The sequence below is a fragment of the Arthrobacter sp. SPG23 genome, assembly GCF_000876655.1.
Classification (GTDB): domain Bacteria; phylum Actinomycetota; class Actinomycetes; order Actinomycetales; family Micrococcaceae; genus Arthrobacter.
This window is the reverse complement of sequence record NZ_JYCN01000014.1, coordinates 74,670-92,001: the sequence shown is the minus strand read 5'-3', so window position 1 is coordinate 92,001 and position 17,332 is coordinate 74,670. Positions and strand designations below refer to the sequence as shown.

General features: G+C 66.1%; 16 protein-coding genes. 6 read left to right on the top strand and 10 right to left on the bottom strand.

The features are described 5' to 3' along the window. The first annotated feature begins 230 nt into the window (after window positions 1-230). Genes TV39_RS07165 through TV39_RS07150 form a run of 4 tightly spaced genes read left to right on the top strand, consistent with a single transcriptional unit; the run spans window position 231 to window position 3,812 of the window. Window positions 231-1,238: a Bug family tripartite tricarboxylate transporter substrate binding protein gene (locus TV39_RS07165; RefSeq protein ID WP_043480059.1), complete on the top strand. Its 1,008-nt coding sequence runs from the start codon at window positions 231-233 to the stop codon at window positions 1,236-1,238. Beyond that, window positions 1,235-1,747, top strand: a complete 513-nt coding sequence (locus TV39_RS07160; RefSeq protein ID WP_043480058.1) for a tripartite tricarboxylate transporter TctB family protein — start codon at window positions 1,235-1,237, stop codon at window positions 1,745-1,747. The genes TV39_RS07165 and TV39_RS07160 overlap by 4 nt, the downstream gene beginning before the upstream one ends. Then, on the top strand, window positions 1,747-3,366 hold the full coding sequence (locus tag TV39_RS07155; protein ID WP_043480056.1) for a tripartite tricarboxylate transporter permease: 1,620 nt from the start codon (window positions 1,747-1,749) through the stop codon (window positions 3,364-3,366). The genes TV39_RS07160 and TV39_RS07155 overlap by 1 nt, the downstream gene beginning before the upstream one ends. 53 nt (window positions 3,367-3,419) lie before the next feature. Further along, window positions 3,420-3,812, top strand: coding sequence for a universal stress protein (locus TV39_RS07150; protein ID WP_043480054.1), 393 nt, complete (start codon window positions 3,420-3,422; stop codon window positions 3,810-3,812). A gap of 97 nt (window positions 3,813-3,909) precedes the next feature. Here the strand turns inward: TV39_RS07150 and TV39_RS07145 are convergent, their stop codons facing one another. From TV39_RS07145 to TV39_RS07115, 7 genes are all read right to left on the bottom strand, one after another. Next, window positions 3,910-4,743 (bottom strand): HpcH/HpaI aldolase/citrate lyase family protein, encoded by an 834-nt coding sequence (locus TV39_RS07145; protein WP_043480052.1) that lies wholly within the window; start codon window positions 4,741-4,743, stop codon window positions 3,910-3,912. Then, on the bottom strand, window positions 4,740-5,360 hold the full coding sequence (locus TV39_RS07140; protein WP_235347302.1) for a MaoC family dehydratase: 621 nt from the start codon (window positions 5,358-5,360) through the stop codon (window positions 4,740-4,742). The genes TV39_RS07145 and TV39_RS07140 overlap by 4 nt, the downstream gene beginning before the upstream one ends. Beyond that, on the bottom strand, window positions 5,357-6,124 hold the full coding sequence (locus tag TV39_RS07135) for a CoA transferase subunit B (protein WP_043480051.1): 768 nt from the start codon (window positions 6,122-6,124) through the stop codon (window positions 5,357-5,359). Before TV39_RS07135 ends, TV39_RS07140 begins: the two co-directional genes overlap by 4 nt. 2 nt (window positions 6,125-6,126) lie before the next feature. Next, window positions 6,127-6,966: a CoA transferase subunit A gene (locus TV39_RS07130; RefSeq protein WP_043480049.1), complete on the bottom strand. Its 840-nt coding sequence runs from the start codon at window positions 6,964-6,966 to the stop codon at window positions 6,127-6,129. 59 nt (window positions 6,967-7,025) lie between these two features. Continuing rightward, the gene (locus TV39_RS07125) at window positions 7,026-8,189 is read right to left on the bottom strand and encodes an acyl-CoA dehydrogenase family protein (protein WP_043480048.1); all 1,164 of its coding nucleotides are present in this window, start codon (window positions 8,187-8,189) and stop codon (window positions 7,026-7,028) included. Window positions 8,190-8,254: 65 nt separating this feature from the next. Further along, a complete protein-coding gene (locus TV39_RS07120; protein WP_043480269.1) occupies window positions 8,255-10,483 on the bottom strand; it encodes an ATP-binding protein in 2,229 nt (742 codons plus the stop codon). A gap of 8 nt (window positions 10,484-10,491) precedes the next feature. Then, window positions 10,492-12,099 carry a carboxyl transferase domain-containing protein gene (locus TV39_RS07115; RefSeq protein ID WP_043480046.1) on the bottom strand — a complete coding sequence of 536 codons (1,608 nt, stop codon included), beginning with the start codon at window positions 12,097-12,099 and terminating at the stop codon, window positions 10,492-10,494. 198 nt (window positions 12,100-12,297) lie between these two features. Here TV39_RS07115 and TV39_RS07110 point away from each other — a divergent pair, with 198 nt between their 5' ends. Beyond that, on the top strand, window positions 12,298-12,951 hold the full coding sequence (locus TV39_RS07110) for an SACE_7040 family transcriptional regulator (protein ID WP_043480267.1): 654 nt from the start codon (window positions 12,298-12,300) through the stop codon (window positions 12,949-12,951). Window positions 12,952-13,022: 71 nt separating this feature from the next. On the opposite strand, the gene TV39_RS07105 is transcribed toward TV39_RS07110, so the two are convergent. From TV39_RS07105 to pdhA, 3 genes are read right to left on the bottom strand one after another with little or no spacing between them, the layout of a single operon-like run. Further along, window positions 13,023-14,387 carry a dihydrolipoamide acetyltransferase family protein gene (locus TV39_RS07105; protein ID WP_082049561.1) on the bottom strand — a complete coding sequence of 455 codons (1,365 nt, stop codon included), beginning with the start codon at window positions 14,385-14,387 and terminating at the stop codon, window positions 13,023-13,025. Between the two features lie 8 nt (window positions 14,388-14,395). Continuing rightward, window positions 14,396-15,406, bottom strand: a complete 1,011-nt coding sequence (locus tag TV39_RS07100; protein WP_043480043.1) for an alpha-ketoacid dehydrogenase subunit beta — start codon at window positions 15,404-15,406, stop codon at window positions 14,396-14,398. After that, window positions 15,406-16,584, bottom strand: coding sequence for a pyruvate dehydrogenase (acetyl-transferring) E1 component subunit alpha (gene pdhA / locus TV39_RS07095; protein WP_043480041.1), 1,179 nt, complete (start codon window positions 16,582-16,584; stop codon window positions 15,406-15,408). Before pdhA ends, TV39_RS07100 begins: the two co-directional genes overlap by 1 nt. A gap of 196 nt (window positions 16,585-16,780) precedes the next feature. Between pdhA and TV39_RS07090 the strand changes: the two genes are divergently transcribed. Beyond that, complete coding sequence (locus TV39_RS07090) at window positions 16,781-17,254, top strand: Lrp/AsnC family transcriptional regulator (protein ID WP_043480040.1); 474 nt, start codon at window positions 16,781-16,783, stop codon at window positions 17,252-17,254. Window positions 17,255-17,332: the final 78 nt, after the last annotated feature.

Below are 17,332 nucleotides of genomic sequence, written 5' to 3'. Positions count from 1 at the left end.
GGGTGGGGTACCGGAACTATACCCCAGCGCACCCTGCCGGACGGACGCGCAGCCGCTCCCCCGGGACGGCGTCCGGAGCGTCCGGTAAGACAGCGGAAACGTGAACGAAATGAACTTAACTTTCTCTGAGTACACAAGAGTGATGCCTGTCACTTCCCCGCCTAGCATCAGAGCACCGGTCAGTTTTGCTGACTAGCGTTACCAAGAACTTTACTGAGAAGAGGAACCCCATGCGCCAGAACCGCGCATTGCGAATTGCCGCCGTCGCTGCCGGCATCGCCCTGATGGCCACCGGTTGCGGTGCAACCGGCAAAAGCTCCACGAGCGGCAGCTCCAGCGCCGCTGCCGGCCCCGTCACCGGGCTGCAGATCCTGGTCCCCAATACGCCCGGCGGCGGCTACGACACCACCGCGCGTGCCGCCGCGAAGGTTCTCGACGACGAGAAGATCGCCACCAACACCGAAGTCTTCAACCTCGCCGGTGCCGGCGGCACCGTGGGCCTGGCCCGCGTGGTCAACGAAAAGGGCAACGGCGACCTCACCATGCTGATGGGCCTGGGCGTGGTGGGCGCCAGCTACACCAACAAGTCCGCGTCCAAGCTGACGGACACCACGCCACTGGCCAAGCTCATTGAAGAGCCCGGCGCCATCATGGTCAGCAAGGATTCGCCCTACAAGACCATCGACGACCTCGTGAAGGCCTGGAAGGCCGACCCGGGTTCCATCGCCGTCGGCGGCGGCTCCTCACCGGGCGGCCCGGACCACCTGCTGCCCATGCAGCTCGCAGGAGCCGTGGGGATCGACGCCACCAAGGTCAACTTTGTTTCCTACGACGGCGGTGGCGACCTGCTCCCGGCCATCCTCGGCAACAAGCTCGGCTTTGCTGCCTCCGGCGCCGGTGAGTACCTCAAGCAGATCGAATCGGGCGAGGTCCGCGTGCTGGCTACCAGCGGCGCGGAGAGGCTGGACGGCGTTGACGCCCCCACCCTTAAGGAATCCAACATCGACCTGGTCTTCACGAACTGGCGCGGCATCGTTGCCCCTCCGGGCATCAGCGACGCCGACAAGGCAGCCCTCATCGCAGCCATCGAGAAGATGCACGGTACCGCTGCCTGGAAGGAGACGCTGAAGACGCACAGCTGGACCGATGCTTTTGTCACCGGTGACGAATTCAAGACCTTCCTGACGGAGCAGGACAAGCGGGTGGCGGACGTCCTCACGAAGCTTGGCTTGGCGTGAGTTCCTCACCAACGGTGGCCTCACGGCTCAAAGGCCGCTCCGAGCTGGGGGTCGCCCTCCTGCTCGGGGCGGCCGGGGTCCTGGTCTTCCTCGACGCCTACGGCCTGGCGACACCCTATTCCAAGTCGGACCCTGTGGGTCCCAAAACGGTTCCCTTCATCGTGGCCGGCCTGCTCGTCGTCTGCGCCGTGCTGCTGGCAGTGAATGTACTGCGCGGCGGCAAGGGCGAGGCGGAAGGCGGCGAGGACGTTGACCTGGCGCACCCCGCGGACTGGAAGACCGTACTCCCCCTGGTGGGCGCCTTCATCGCGAACATCCTGCTCATCGACTGGGCCGGCTGGGTGATTTCCGGAACCGTGCTGTTCTGGGGCAGCGTATGGGCCCTCGGCGGACGGCACTACGTCCGTGACGGCCTCATTTCCCTGGCCATGTCCATCCTGACCTTCTACGGCTTCTTCCTGGGCCTTGGCATCGCATTGCCCGCGGGCTTGCTGGAAGGGATTCTCTAATGGACGTCTTCTCCTCCCTCATGGACGGTTTCGCCACCGCGCTGACCCCCATGAATTTCCTCTACGCCGTCATCGGCGTGGTCCTCGGCACTGCCGTGGGAGTCCTCCCGGGCCTTGGCCCGGCCATGACCGTGGCCCTTTTGCTTCCGGTCACCTACGCCCTGGAGCCCACCAGCGCCTTCATCATGTTCGCCGGCATCTACTACGGCGGCATGTACGGCGGCTCCACCACCTCCATCCTGCTCAACACACCCGGCGAGTCGTCATCGGTGGTCACCGCCATCGAGGGCAACAAGATGGCGAAAGCCGGGCGGGCGGCACAGGCTTTGGCCACCGCCGCCATCGGTTCCTTTGTGGCCGGCACCATCGGTACCACGCTGCTCGCCGTCTGCGCGCCGATCGTGGTCCAGTTCGCCGTCAGCCTGGGCTCACCCAGCTACTTCGCGATCATGGTGCTCGCCCTGCTGGCCGTCACCGCCGTGCTGGGGTCCTCCCGGCTGCGCGGGTTCGCGTCCCTGGGCCTGGGCCTGGCAATCGGCCTTGTGGGCATGGATTCGGTCACCGGCCAGCAACGCCTCACTTTCGGGATGCCGCTCCTGGCCGACGGCCTGGACATCGTGGTGGTGGCCGTAGCCATCTTCGCCGTCGGAGAGGCACTGTGGGTGGCGGCTCACCTGCGCCGCACTCCGATGAACATCATCCCTGTCGGACAACCCTGGATGGGCAAAGACGACTGGAAGCGGTCCTGGAAACCCTGGCTCCGCGGTACAGCATTCGGTTTCCCCTTCGGAGCACTCCCCGCAGGCGGCGCCGAGATCCCCACCTTCCTGTCCTACGTCACGGAGAAACGGCTCTCCAAGCACCCCGAGGAATTCGGCCACGGCGCCATTGAGGGCGTTGCCGGACCGGAAGCCGCCAACAACGCCGCGGCAGCGGGCACGCTGACCCCCATGCTTGCCCTGGGCCTTCCCACCAACGCCACGGCCGCCGTCATGCTGGCAGCATTCACGTCCTACGGCATCCAGCCCGGGCCGCAGCTGTTCGCCAGCGAGGGGCCGCTGGTCTGGGCGCTGATTGCCAGCCTCTTCATCGGCAACTTCCTGCTCCTGATCATCAACCTTCCGCTGGCACCGGTCTGGGCGAAGCTCCTGCAGCTCCCGCGGCCGTACCTCTATGCCGGGATCCTGTTCTTTGCCACGCTGGGCGCCTATTCGGTGAACCTGCAGGCGTTTGACCTGGTCATCCTGCTGGTGCTTGGCGCGCTGGGCTTCATGATGAGGCGCTTCGGACTGCCCGTGCTGCCGCTGATCCTGGGCGTGATCCTGGGGCCGCGCCTCGAAGGCCAGCTACGCAAGACCCTCCAGCTCAGCGCCGGCAATCCGGCCGGACTGTGGAGCGAAGCGATTGCCGTCGGGATCTGGGTCATCGTGGCGATCATCCTCCTCTGGCCGCTGCTGCTCAAGCTGATCCGCCGGAACCGCCCGGCGCGCAGCTCACTGCTTCCCGCCACTTCCGGCGCAACCGAACCGCGGGAAGTTAGCGGCAGCGTCAGCCATGCCAGCCACCGTGCCGACGGTTCGTCCGGCGACGGCCACAGCGACGGCGACGGCGACGGTTAGCCCGGCCACACGATGACCCAGTGACAAACAAGTACAGCTAACAAGGAGCAACCATGACGATCGTGGTGGGATACGTCCCGACACCCGAGGGCGAAGCAGCGCTGGCCCAGGCCATCGCCGAGGCGCGGAAAAGCAACAGCAGGCTGCTGGTCATCAACTCCTCGAAGGGTGATGCGCTGGTGGATAACCGGTACGCACAGGAACCTGAGATCCAGAGCATCGAGGACCGGCTCGCTAACCAGGGCATTGACCACGTGATCAAGCAGCCGGTCCGGGGCCATGATGCGGCCCTGGAGGTACTGGATGCCGCGGAGGAGCACCATGCCGATCTGATTGTGATTGGCCTGCGCCGCCGCACGCCGGTAGGCAAGCTGATCCTGGGGAGCACGTCCCAACGGATACTGCTTGAGGCGGACTGCCCGGTGCTGGCAGTGAAGGCCGGGTAACGCCTGCCGGCAGTCCATGACCGGAACAGCACGGAAAAGCCGCAGGCCGGGAGTCCAACGACTCCCGGCCTGCGGCTTTTCGTCTCGAAACGCGTTGCTAGCGGCCGGCCCGCCGCAGGGTGGATTCCGCGTGCTTGAGGATGGGGCCGTCAATCATCTTTCCGTTGAACTGGAACACGCCGCTGCCGGCAGCAGCGGCGGCCGCCAGGAGTTCCCTGGCCGCGGCGACGTCCGACTCCGCAGGGGCGTACGCTTCCCGGACCACGGACACCTGGCTGGGGTGGATGCAGGCCTTTGAACCGAATCCCGAGGCGACGGCGTCGCGTGACTCAGCTGCCAGCCCGTCAAGGTCCGGAATGTTGACGTACACCGCATCGATGGCTTCCTTGCCGAAGGCCCCGGCCGCGAGCAGCACGGTGGACCGGGCATGCAGCGCCACCGCCCGGTAGCCGCCGTCGTCGTTCCTGCTGGAGGTCCCGCCCAGCGACGCGAGCAGGTCCTCGGCACCCCACATCAGGCCCACCACGTTGGGTTCGGCGGCGATGGCTGCGGCGTTCACAATCCCCAACGCGGTTTCGCACAACGCTATGACGCTGTAGTCCTCCAGCGCCTTGAGCTGGCCGGCGTTTTCGGCCTTGGCCAGCATCACGTGGCGGTACGGGGTGTGCTTGAGGCAGTGCAGGTCCTTCTCGAACTCTTCCGTGCCGGCCGGGTTGATCCGGATGATCGTCCGGCTGGGGTCCAGCTCCGGAACGTCGCCGGTGGCGCCGAGCTGGGCCAGGATGGCGCCGCGGGCGCGTTGCTTGTCGGCAGGAGCGACGGCGTCTTCCAGGTCCACGATCACGGCGTCGGAACGCTCCGCGGCCTTTTGGTATCGCTCGGGACGGTCGGCGGGGCAGAAGAGCAGGGCGGGACCCATCAGGAAAGTCATGCTTTGATTGTCCCCTTTTCGGCGGTTTCTTTCTGCGCGGTTTCTTTCTGCGCGGTTTCTTTCTGCGCGGCATCTTTCTGGGCGGCATCTTTCTGCGCGGCAGCGTGCGCCTCGCGCGTCCACATCAGGCAGCTCCGCGACGCCAGGGCAACCACCACGCCGTCCTGGTTCCGGCCCGTGTGCTGCATGGTCACGATTCCCTGCCCCGGCCGCGACGCCGACATCCGCTTGCCGGTGATGACCGTCTCCGTATAGAGGGTGTCGCCGTGGTACAGCGGATGCGGAAACGACACGTCGGTCAGTCCCAGCTGGGCGATGATGGTGCCTTGGGTGAGCTGCGGAACGGACTGCCCCACCACGGTTGCCAGGGTGAACATCGAGTTCACCAGCCTCTGTCCGAACGGCTGGCCGGCGCTCCACGCAGCGTCCAGGTGCAGCGCCTGCGTGTTCATGGTCATGGTGGTGAACAGGACGTTGTCCGTCTCGGTCACCGTCCGCCCCGGGCGGTGGGCGTAGACCACTCCTTCCTCAAGCTCGTCGTAGTAGAGGCCCCGCTGTTCAACGACGCGGGGGCTGCCGGTGGTTGAGTCCGTCGAAACCCTGTCGGCAGTGGTCATACCGTCAGTTCCTGGTCCTCTTCGAACAGTTCCGCACCCGTGGCGGCGGCGACTTCCTCAGCCGTCACGTTCGGGGCCAGTTCGCGCAGGACGAGCCGGGAGGAACCGCCTTCGGTGACGACGTCGATCACGGCGAGGTCGGTGATGATCCGGTCCACGCACCCCTTACCGGTGAGGGGCAGGGTGCACTGCTGCACGATTTTGGGTTTTCCGTTGCGGTCCACGTGCTCCATCATCACGATCACCCTCTTGGCGCCGAAGACCAGGTCCATGGCGCCGCCCATGCCCTTGACCATCTTTCCCGGAATCATCCAGTTGGCCAGGTCCCCGTTCTGGGCCACTTCCATGGCACCGAGCACGGCAACGTCCACGTGGCCGCCGCGGATCATGCCGAACGAGGCGGCGGAGTCAAAGAACGCGGCGCCCTTGTTCACGGTGACAGTTTCCTTGCCGGCGTTGATCAGGTCCGGATCCACCTGGTCCTCGCCGGGGTACGGCCCCACGCCCAGGATGCCGTTCTCCGAGTGCAGCACCACTTCGATGCCCGCCGGGATGTAGTTGGGGATCAGTGTTGGCATCCCGATGCCGAGGTTGACGTATTGGCCGTTCCGGAGTTCGCGGGCCACCCGGGCGGCCAGTTCATTCCGGGTCCAGCCCTTAGTTTCGGGGCTGGTGCCCTCGGGATGTCCGACGGCGGACCGCCGGTATTCGTGGCGGACGGCTTCGGGGCGGGGCGGGGCACCCGGGGTGCTGTTCGATTCCACGGCTATGCTCCTGCCTGGTGGGATGCTTGGTGGTCAGTTGCTTGCTGGGCAGTTGCTTGCTGTCCGGTCCCTCGGGACGGGTTGCCGTCGGCGGACACTGCGACCGTCCGCTTTTCGATGCGCTTCTCACCTTGGGGTGCGAGGACAACCCGCTGGACGAAGATGCCGGGAACGTGAACATGTTCGGGATCCAGCTCGCCCGGCTCCACCAGTTCTTCAACCTCGGCGATGGTGATTCGCCCTGCCATGGCGCACAGCGGGTTGAAGTTCATGGCCGTGGCGTGGAAGACAAGGTTCCCGTGCCGGTCGCCCTTCCAGGCGTGGACCAGGCCGAAATCCGGGGTCAGCGATTCCTCCAGCACGTAGTCGGCGCCGTTGAAGGTGCGGACCTCCTTGGGCGCCGAAGCGATGGCGATCGTGCCGTCGGCGTCGTACTTCTGCGGCAGGCCGCCGTCGGACACCTGGGTTCCCACACCGGCAGGCGTGTAGAACGCCGGGATGCCGGCGCCGCCGGCGCGGAGTTTCTCGGCGAGCGTGCCCTGCGGGGTGAGGACCACCTCGAGTTCCCCGGAGAGGTACTGCCGGGCAAATTCCTTGTTTTCCCCGACGTAGGAGCTGATGGTGCGGCGAATCCTGCCGTCCTTCAGCAGGATCCCGAGCCCCCAGTCGTCCACGCCGCAGTTGTTGCTGACGGTTTCCAGGCCAGTGGTTCCGTGCTGGTGGAGGGCGTCGATCAGGGCAACCGGGATGCCGCACAGTCCAAAACCTCCGACGGCGAGCGAGGCACCGTCGGGGATGTCGGCAACCGCGGCCTCGGCACTGGCAACAACCTTGTCAATCATCGTCGATCCTTCCTGATTTGCTCCCTGTTTTGCTCCCTGCGGTGCTCTTTGGCAGGAAGCTAAAGGCCGAGTTCGCGGGCGATCAGCATCAGCTGGACCTCCGTGGTGCCCTCCCCTACTTCAAGGATCTTGGAGTCGCGGTAGTGCCGTGCCACGGTGAATTCGTTGATGAAGCCATAGCCGCCGAACACCTGGGTGGCGTCCCGCGCGTTGTCCATGGCTGCCTCACCTGCGACCATCTTAGCGATGGCCGCCTGGGTCTTGAACGGCTTGCCGGCCAGCATCCTGGCGGCGGCGTCGTAGTAGGCCAGCCGGGCGGTGTGGGCCCGTGCTTCCATGCGGGCGATCTTGAACGCGATGGCCTGGTACTTGCCGATGTTCTGCCCGAATGCGCTGCGTTCCTTGGCGTATTTCACAGACAGGTCCACGCAGCCCTGTGCCGCTCCCGTGGCAAGTGCCGCGATGGCGATGCGGCCCTCGTCCAGGATGGACAGGAAGTTTGCGTAGCCACGGCCCTGCTCGCCGAGGAGGTTCGCCTCCGGCACATGGACGTCCTTGAGGGTGAGCGGGTGGGTGTCCGAGGCGTTCCAGCCCACCTTGTTGTAGGCCTTCTCCGCCTTGAACCCGGGCGTGTTGGTGGGTACCAGGATGGTGGAGATCTCCTTCTTGACGCTGCCGTCCTGCCGCTCGTGCTTGGCGGTTACAGCGGTCACGGTGACCAGGCGGGTGATGTCCGTCCCGGAGTTGGTGATGAATTCCTTGTTGCCGTTGATGATCCACTCACCACTCTCGAGCCGGGCGGTGGTCTTGGTTCCGCCCGCGTCGGAGCCGGCCTCGGGTTCTGTCAGGCCGAAGCCGGCGAGCGCCTTGCCGGAAGCCAGCGAGGGCAGCCATTCCTCCTTCTGGGCGTCGGTGCCGAACCGGTAAACGGGCATGGCACCAAGGGAGACGCCGGCTTCCAGTGTGATGGCCACGGACTGGTCCACCCGGCCCAGCTGCTCCAAGGCCAGCGCCAGCGCGAAGTAGTCCCCGCCCATGCCGCCGAACTCTTCCGGGAACGGCAGGCCGAAGAGCCCCATGTCCGCCATCTGGGAGACGACCTCGTAGGGGAAGCTGTGTTCCTCGTCGTGTTTTGCGGACACGGGGGCCACCACTTCGTCGGCGAATTCGCGGACGGTGTTGCTGAGGTCCTGGTATTCCTCGCTGAGCTCAAAATCAGCCATGTTGGGACTTCCTTGTCTTAACTCTGTGAAGGGTCTGTTGGCGTACTGAATGGTTGATGCGGGGGCTACTCTGCCGCGCCCATGGCGATGACGGATTCTTCCACCGTGTCCTCCGCCTTCGAGGGCTCTTGCGGGTGGATGGTCGCGAGGACCTGGTCCGCCTTGACGAGGTCACCGGACGTGACGCTGATGTGCACGGTGCCGTCGAGCGGCGCCACGAGCTGGTGTTCCATCTTCATGGCCTCCACTGAGAGCAGGACCTGGCCGGCCTGCACGGTGGCGCCGTTGCTGACGTTGACGGACACCACGGTGCCGGGCATCGGCGAGCGCACGGCCGGGTCAGTGGCGCCCTCCTCGCGCTCGATCGCCGCCAGGACCCGGGCCAGCCGGGCCTCGCGGCTGAGCACTTCGAGGCGGCAGGACCAGCCCTCGTTGCCGAGGAAGAGCTCTGTGGGCGCCCCGGGGGTTGGGTTGTCCCAGCTCGGGGTGATGGAACCGGTGTAGACCGGTGCCAGGGAGTAGCCGCGCACTTCACCGTCGAGCGTCACCTCGACGTAGCTTCGCGCGAGGAACTTCAGCGACGCCGTGCAGTGACGCCCATCGCCGAGGGATACGAAGACCGGCCCCTCGGCCACGCGGCCGGTCACGCCCACAGTTCCGACGCCGCCATCGGAGGTTCCCAGGCTGACCATCCGAGGCGCATGCGTGCCGAGACGCCAACCGTCACGGCGCTGCCAGGGTCCCGCCGACTCGAGCGGATTGTTCTGCGCATCCATAGCCACGGCGTACAGACCGGCCGCCGCGAGCTCGAAATCGCCCACCCGCCGGAAGCTGAAGTCCGGCATCTTGCGTTCGATCAGCCCGGTGTCGAGGCGGCCGGCCCGGACGTCGGCGTCGTTGATGAGCAGGCGCAGGTATTCGACGTTGGTATCGATGCCGAGCGCGGTGTACCCGGCGAGCGCCCCGTCCAGGGCGTCCAGGGCGGCAGTTCGGTCCTTGCCCCAGGCGATCACCTTGGAAATCATCGGGTCATAGCTTGAGGAGATCTCAAGGCCCTGAACAAGAGCCGAATCGACGCGCACGCGGCCGCATGCCGTCTCGACTTCATTGCGGGCGGGGGCGCTGGGCCGCTGCTTTGGGCCCGGAACTTCGTCGAGCTGGAGCACTGTCCCCGTGGACGGCAGGAAGTTCCGTTCCGGAATTTCTGCGTAGACGCGCGCTTCCACTGAGTGTCCGTTAAGCACGACGTCGTCCTGGCGGACGGTGAGTTCCTCACCAGCGGCGATCCGGACCTGCCATTCGACGAGGTCGATTCCGGTGACCATTTCGGTGACCGGGTGCTCCACCTGAAGGCGCGTGTTCATCTCCATGAAGAAAAATTCGTCCGGGGCGTCGTCCGAGACCAGGAACTCGACAGTCCCGGCACCGCTGTAATGGACGCTGCGGGCCGCGTTGCAGGCCGCCTCGCCGATCCTCGCTCGGACGGCGGCGCCGTCGGGCAGGGATTCCAGCAGCGGGGACGGTGCTTCCTCGATGACCTTCTGGTGGCGGCGCTGCAGGGAGCACTCGCGCTCCCCCAGGTGGATGACGTTTCCATGGTTGTCCGCCAGGACCTGGACCTCGATGTGCCGCGGGGTGGTGACGAGCCGCTCAAGGAACAGGGTGTCGTCGCCGAAGGCGCTGGCTGCGACCCGGCGGGCCGTGGCCAGGGTGGCTTCCAGCTGCTCGGGACGCTCGACAATATGCATGCCCTTGCCGCCGCCCCCGGCGGAAGGCTTGATCAGCAGCGGGAAGCCGACGCCGGCAGCGGCCTCAATCAGCTGCGCGTCCGTCATGCCGGGTTGGGCGATGCCCGGCACCACGGGAACGCCGTAGCCGGTCACGTGGTTCTTGGACCGGATCTTGTCCCCCATGACATTGAGCGACTCGACGCCCGGGCCGATGAAGATGATCCCCGCTTTTTCCAGGGCGCGGGCGAAGTCGACGTTCTCGCTCAGGAAGCCGTAGCCCGGGTGCACGGCCTCGGCGCCGGTCTCGCGGCACGCCTGGATGATGGCCTCGATCTTGAGGTAGCTTTCGGCCGCGGCCGCCGGGCCGATCCGGACGGCAAGGTCCGCTTCGCGCACGTGGCGGGCACCGGCGTCGGCGTCGGAATAGACAGCCACCGAACGGATGCCCAGCGCCCGCAGGGTGCGGATCACGCGGCAGGCGATCTCGCCGCGGTTGGCGACGAGTACGGTGCCGAACAGCGGCTTCGGGGGTGTGGAACTAGTGGGTGTGGAGGTAACAGTCACAGCGGGGCTCACATCCGGAACAGGCCGAAGGAGGTCTCCGGCAGCGGGGTGCGGGAGACGACGTCGAGCGCCAGTCCCAGAACGGTGCGGGTGTCCGCGGGGTCGATCACGCCGTCGTCCCAGAGGCGGGCCGTGGAGTAGTAGGGGCTGCCCTGGTCCTCGTACTGCTGTTTGATCGGGGCCTTGAAGGCTTCCTCGTCGGCAGCGGACCATTCCTCGCCGCGGGCCTCATATTGGTCCCGCTTGACCGTGGCGAGCACGCTGGAAGCCTGGTTGCCGCCCATCACGGAGATCCGCGACGCCGGCCACATCCACAGGAATCGCGGCGAGTAGGCCCGCCCGCACATCGAGTAGTTGCCGGCGCCGAAGGACCCGCCGATCACGACGGTCAGTTTGGGCACGCGCGCCGTGGCGACAGCGGTGACCATCTTGGCGCCGTTCTTGGCGATGCCGCCCTGCTCGTAGTCCTTGCCGACCATAAAACCGGAGAGATTCTGCAGGAAGACCAGCGGGATGCCGCGCTGGTCGCAGAGTTCGATGAAGTGGGCGCCCTTCAGGGAAGATTCGCTGAACAGCACGCCGTTGTTGGCCACGATGCCCACCGGGTGGCCGTGCAGCTTCGCGAAGCCGGTGACCAGGGTGGTGCCGTAGTTCTTCTTGAACTCGTGGAAGCGGCTGCCGTCCACCAGCCGGGCGATCACTTCCCGGACGTCGTACTGGGCGTTCACGTCCGTGGGGACGGCACCGTACAGCTCGCCCTGGTCCGCAACGGGCTCGACGGCGGTGTCCACCTCCCAGGCGGGGCTGGCCGGCCGGGGCAGGGTGGAAACGATGTCCCTGACGATCTGCAGGGCATGTTCGTCGTTCTCGGCCAGGTGGTCAGTGACGCCTGAAATTTTCGAGTGCACCTCGCCGCCGCCGAGTTCCTCCGCCGTGACGATCTCGCCGATCGCGGCTTTAACAAGGGGCGGGCCGCCCAGGAAGATGGTGCCCTGGTTGCGGACGATCACTGTCTCATCGCTCATGGCCGGGACGTAGGCGCCGCCGGCGGTGCAAGAACCCATCACGGAGGCGATCTGCGGGATTCCTGCCGCGGACATCTTCGCCTGGTTGAAGAAAATCCGGCCGAAGTGCTCCTTGTCCGGGAAGACCTCGTCCTGCTTCGGCAGGAAGGCCCCGCCGGAGTCCACCAGGTAGATGCAGGGCAGCCGGTTCTCCAGCGCGATTTCCTGCGCCCGAAGGTGCTTCTTCACCGTCATCGGGTAATAGGTGCCGCCCTTGACCGTGGCGTCGTTGGAGATCACCAGCACCTGGCGGCCGTGGACCAGGCCGATCCCGGCAATGACGCCGGCCCCGGGCGAGTCGTCGTTGTACATGCCGTTGGCGGCGAGTGGCGCGATCTCCAGGAAGGGACTGCCGTCGTCGAGCAGCTGGTTGATGCGCTCGCGCGGCAGGAGTTTGCCCCGCGCCACGTGGCGTTCCCGGGACTTCTCCGGACCGCCGAGCGCGGCGGTAGCGAGGCGCTCCTTCAGCTCGCGGGCCAGCCCCAGCTGGGCCTCGCGGTTCGCGGCGAAGGCGTCGCTTGACGCGTCCACCTGGTTGGCGATTGTCTCCATTGACTGCTTCCGTTCCCGGACGCCCTGGCGAGGCCGTCCTGAGCAATTCGGTTAGTACCGCATAACTGAGATTTAGGTTAGTCTCTATTAACTGTGATGTCCAACACGCGCTTGCATTGCTAGGATTTGCAGTTCCAAGGAGGAAATGTGCCGATCATCGAGCGCGACCCGACAACCCAAAACAGCCCGGCGGGCCAGCTGGCCCAGGCAACCGAACGCAGCCAGGCGACCGAACGCAGCCCGGCGACCCAGCGCAGCCAGGCCAAAGAGAGCCGGCGCCAGGCGTTGCTGTCCTCAGCGGCCGCACTCTTCGCGCTCAACGGCTTCAACCGCGTTTCGTTGGAGGACCTGGGCGCCGCGGCAGGCGTCAGCGGCCCCGCCGTCTACCGCCACTTCGCCGGCAAGCAAGCCGTTTTGGGCGCACTGTTGCTCAGCGTCAGCCAGGAACTCCTCGACGGCGGCCGCCGGGTGGTGGCGGACGCCGGCGATCCCGCCGCAGCGCTGGCCCGCCTGGTTCAGTTCCATGTTGACTTCGCCCTGAGCAATCCCGACGTCATCCGCGTCCAGGACCGCGACTTCAGCAACCTGTCCGATGACGACCAGGCTGCAGTGCGCACCCTGCAGCGGAACTACGTGGAGCTTTGGGTGGAGGTGCTGCAGGAGCTGCATGCGGGTACGGATGCCGCCGAGCTGCGGATGCGCGCCCACGCCGCCTTCGGCCTCATCAACTCCACCCCGCACTCGGTCCGCAGCCACGGCCGGAAGGTCGCGGTCAAGTCGGCCCGCCCGCTGCTGGAGAGCATGGCCCTCGCCGCCCTCATGGTGACGGCCAGCCCCGTTCCCGGCGAGTAGGCCGGGACAAAGCTGCCGGCTGCCCGTTCCCTCGGAACGGACAGCCGGCAGTTTTTGGTGGAATGGTCCGCCTAGACCATTGCCAGCACCATTCCCGGGTCGGCGAGGATCGCGCCGATGTCCGCCAGGAAGCGCGACCCCTGTTCCCCGTCCACCAGCCGGTGGTCGAAGGAGAGGCTGAGGGTCATGACCTGGCGGAGTGCCACCTCGTCCTTGTACTCCCACGGCATCTTCCGCACGGCACCCATGGCGAGGATGGCAGCTTCGCCGGGGTTGAGGATCGGTGTGCCGGCGTCGATGCCGAACACTCCGATGTTTGTGATGGAGATGGTGCCGCCGGAGAGCTCGGCCGGGCTGGTCTTGCCGGCGCGGGCAGTCTCGGTCAGGGCCGTCAGCGCCGCAGACAGCTCCGCCAGGGACATGCTGTGGGCGTCCTTGATGTTCGGCACGGTCAATCCCCGGGGAGTGGCCGCGGCAATGCCCAGGTTCACATAGTTGTACTGCACGATCTCCTGGTTGGCGTCGTCCCACCGCGAGTTCAGCGACGGCTGGCGGCGGAGGGCGATCAACAAAGCCTTGGCCACGAGTGTCAGCGGCGTCAGCTTGAAGCCCTCAAATGCGCGGCCGGCCTTGAGCCGGGCCAGCAGCTCCATGGTGGGCGTGACGTCGACGGTCAGGAATTCGCTGGCGTGCGGCGCGGTGAAAGCGCTGGACACCATGGCAGCCGCGGTCAGCTTGCGGACGCCCTTGATGGGTGTGCGCGTTTCGCGTTGTTCCGGCGTTGCGCTGACGGTGCTGCCCGCTGCCTCCGCTCCGGCCAGTGCCCGGGCCGCGGTTGGCAGGTCTCCCCCGCCCACGAAGTTCCGCACATCGTCGCGGGTGATCAGCCCGCCGGCGCCAGTACCGGTCACCGCCGTGAGTTCAACCCCAAGGTCCTTGGCCAGCTTCCGCACGGGCGGCGTGGACCGCGGGCGCTCGGCGGCAGGTGCGGGGGCCGGGGCCCGGGTTTCGACAGGCTCAACCGCCGGCGCAACCGGCGCCCGGGTTTCGACCGGCTCAACCGGGGCAGCGAATGTGCGCGCACGCCTCGCCGGTCGGCCCGAACCTTCGACGACGGCGCCGTACCCCACGAGGTTGGGTTCCCTCTTGGCGGTCTCCACCGGAGCCGGACCTCCTGCGGAGGGGGCGCCGTCGTCGCCTTCAACCTCGAAGGAAACGATCGGCTTGCCTACCTCCACTACGGTTCCCGGCTGCTCGTGGAGGGCGGTGATCACCCCGGCGAACGGCGACGGCAGTTCGACGACGGCCTTGGCCGTTTCCACTTCAGCGATGACCTGGTTCAAAGCGACGGTGTCGCCCACAGCAACTTTCCAGCTGAGGATTTCCGATTCCGTCAGCCCTTCACCGAGGTCCGGGAGCCTGAATTCCTTGATCATGGCGGCGCTCATCCTTCCAGCCCGCTGAGGGAGTTGGGACGGCCCAGGGCACGGTCCACACCGTCAAGGATCCGGTCCAGGCCCGGAAGATGGTGCATTTCAAGTTTCGAATAGGGGTAAGGGATGTCGAAACCGGTGATCCGGACAGGGGCCGCTTCCAGGTAGTAGAAGCAGCGCTCGGTGATGCTCGCCGCCACTTCGGCACCGAGCCCGCCGGACTGGCCGGCCTCGTGCGTGATGACCAGCCGCCCCGTCTTGCGCACCGAGGCCTCCAGCGTGGCGAAGTCCACCGGGGCCAGCGAGCGCAGGTCGATGACCTCAATGGAGACCCCCTCGTCTGCCGCAGCCACGGCGGCGTCCCTGGCGGTCTTGACCAGCGGGCCGTAGGCCACAAGCGTGACGTCTTTGCCCTCGGTGACCACCCGGGCCTTTCCCATGGACATGGCGGAGGCGGGATCGACCGTTTCATCCACCTCGCCCTTGTCGTGATAGCGGCGCTTCGGTTCGAAGTAAAGGACAGGATCATCCGAGGTGATGGCCTGCTGGATCATCGTGTGGGCGTCCTGCGGGTTGGAGGGGGTGATGACCCGCAGTCCGGACGTGTGGGTGAAGTATGCCTCGGGAGACTCTGAATGGTGTTCCGGGGATCCGATGCCGCCACCAAAAGGCACACGGACGGTAATGGGCATCTTCACGGCGCCCTGGGTGCGGTAGTGGAGCTTGGCCACCTGGGACACGATCTGGTCAAAGGCCGGATAGATGAACCCGTCGAACTGTATCTCCACCACCGGCCGGTACCCGCGGTAGGCCAGGCCGACGGCGGTGCCCATGATGCCGGACTCGGCAAGCGGAGTGTCTACGACGCGGTGCTTGCCGAAGTCCTTCTGCAAACCGTCGGTCACGCGGAAGACGCCGCCGAGGGTGCCGATGTCCTCGCCCATCAGGATGACCTTGGGGTCGTTTTCGAGGGACTTGCGGAGGCCGGAGTTAATTGCGCGGGCAAAGCTCATCTGCGTCATCAGCGAGCACCTTCTTCTGAGTTGGCACCTGCGGGATCGCCGAAGGAAGCCAGGTAACGGGAGTAGTGGTCTTCCTGACGGTCCAGCCAGGAGTTGGGGGTGCTGTAGACGTGCTTGAAGATGTCCAGGGGTTGCGGGTCCGGCATGTTGATGCAGCCGGCACGCACTTCCCGGGCCACGGCGTCCGCCTTGGCGGCCACCCGGGCCTCGAGCTGCTCCGTCAGCAGGCCCTTGCGTTCCAGCAGGCCCTTGATCCGGGCAATCGGATCCTTGGCCGCCCAGTCCTCCAGTTCGTTGGCATCCCGGTAACGGGTGGGGTCGTCGGCAGTAGTGTGCGGGCCCATCCGGTAGGTGACTGCTTCGATGAAGGTGGGGCCGCCGCCGTGGCGGGCCCGTTCCAGTGCCTCGCGTGTGGCCGCCATGACTGCGAGGACGTCATTGCCGTCCACCCGGATGCCGGGAATCCCGAAACCCGCAGCGCGGTCGGCGATCCTGATGTGGGACTGCAGGCGGACCGGCTCGGAAATGGCCCAGTGGTTGTTCTGGCAGAAGAAGATCACCGGGGACTGGAAACTGGCGGCGAAGACCATGGCCTCGTTGACGTCACCCTCGCTCGTGGCGCCGTCGCCGAAATAGGTGATGGCCACCGAGTCTGCCCCGTCATTTTGGATACCCATGGCATAGCCGGTCGCGTGAAGGGTTTGGGCTCCGATGATGATCTGCGGAGTGGCCATGTTGACGGTGTAGGGGTCCCAGCCCGCCGATGCGTTGCCACGCCACACCTTGAGGATGTCGCTGAGGTCCACACCGCGGCAGTACGCGACGCCGTTCTCGCGGTAGCTGGAAAACACGAAGTCGTCGTCGCGGAGCGCCCTCGCGGAACCTATCTGCGCGGCCTCCTGGCCCAGCAGCGGCGGCCAGAGGCCGAGCTCGCCCTGGCGCTGGAGAGCGGTGGCCTCGGTGTCGATCCGCCGGATGACCACCAGGTCCTCGTACAGGGACCCGAGCTGTTCATCACTGACGTCGCGGACCCAGGCGTCGTACTGCGGGTGGCTGACGCGCTCACCACCGGGTGTGATCAGTTGGACCAGGTTCTCCCTCGCCCCGCCGTGATGTCCTGCACTGTTGTCCGGGCCATCGGTGACGTTGCCGCCCTGACCCAACTCGTCTGTAAACACAGTTGCACGCAACCTTCATACGTCGTGTCACCGGCGCTCCAGGAACTCGTGATCCCCGTGCACGCCAGCCGCCCGGGCGCCGTTGCCCCGGATAATTGTGACCATACTCACAATGCTCATTGGGTACAACCACTCCAGAAAAAACTGAGCAGAATGCACTGTCCGGGGGTCATCAGTCGTGCTAGCCTTGCGCATTATGCAAGCTTTGGATGGCACTGACACCCGGCTCCTTTCCGCCCTCGCGAAGGACCCGAAACGGACGGTAGTGGCTCTGGCGCAGAAGCTTGGGCTCTCCCGCAATACCGTGCAGGCCCGGATGGCCCAACTGGAAAAAAAGCACGTCTTCCTCTCCTTTGAACGGCGGATCAGTCCGGCAGCCCTTGGATATCCGCTGATGGCATTCATCTCGGTCCACGTCCAGCAGCAGAAACTCGGCCAGCTTGCCGTGGACCTGGCCGGCATCCCGGAAATCCTGGAAGGTTACGGACTGACCGGCTCCGCGGACCTCCTCCTGCGTGTGGTGGCGCTGGACGCCGAAGATCTTTTCCGCATCAATGGCAAGATTTTGGCCTGCGAAGGAGTGGACCGGACGGATACGGCGCTCGCCATGGGAGAGCTGATCCCGTTCCGGATCCAGCCCCTGCTCGAGCGCGGCCCCGCGGAGGGGTAGGGTTCGCGGCCGACTGAGGGGCGCCGGGGTTATAGGCTGGGTCGAGTTGAACGAATCGCGGCCCAGAACGGCCCGTGC

What these genes read in the sequence shown, in the direction of transcription:
- TV39_RS07130 (WP_043480049.1), bottom strand. Translation starts at nt 6,966, where the DNA reads ATGATTGACAAGGTTGTTGCCAGTGCCGAGGCCGCGGTTGCCGACATC.
- TV39_RS07165 (WP_043480059.1), top strand. Translation starts at nt 231, where the DNA reads ATGCGCCAGAACCGCGCATTGCGAATTGCCGCCGTCGCTGCCGGCATC.
- TV39_RS07115 (WP_043480046.1), bottom strand. Translation starts at nt 12,099, where the DNA reads ATGGAGACAATCGCCAACCAGGTGGACGCGTCAAGCGACGCCTTCGCC.
- TV39_RS07140 (WP_235347302.1), bottom strand. Translation starts at nt 5,360, where the DNA reads ATGACCACTGCCGACAGGGTTTCGACGGACTCAACCACCGGCAGCCCC.
- TV39_RS07155 (WP_043480056.1), top strand. Translation starts at nt 1,747, where the DNA reads ATGGACGTCTTCTCCTCCCTCATGGACGGTTTCGCCACCGCGCTGACC.
- TV39_RS07145 (WP_043480052.1), bottom strand. Translation starts at nt 4,743, where the DNA reads ATGACTTTCCTGATGGGTCCCGCCCTGCTCTTCTGCCCCGCCGACCGT.
- TV39_RS07100 (WP_043480043.1), bottom strand. Translation starts at nt 15,406, where the DNA reads ATGACGCAGATGAGCTTTGCCCGCGCAATTAACTCCGGCCTCCGCAAG.
- TV39_RS07125 (WP_043480048.1), bottom strand. Translation starts at nt 8,189, where the DNA reads ATGGCTGATTTTGAGCTCAGCGAGGAATACCAGGACCTCAGCAACACC.
- TV39_RS07090 (WP_043480040.1), top strand. Translation starts at nt 16,781, where the DNA reads ATGCAAGCTTTGGATGGCACTGACACCCGGCTCCTTTCCGCCCTCGCG.
- TV39_RS07150 (WP_043480054.1), top strand. Translation starts at nt 3,420, where the DNA reads ATGACGATCGTGGTGGGATACGTCCCGACACCCGAGGGCGAAGCAGCG.
- TV39_RS07105 (WP_082049561.1), bottom strand. Translation starts at nt 14,387, where the DNA reads ATGATCAAGGAATTCAGGCTCCCGGACCTCGGTGAAGGGCTGACGGAA.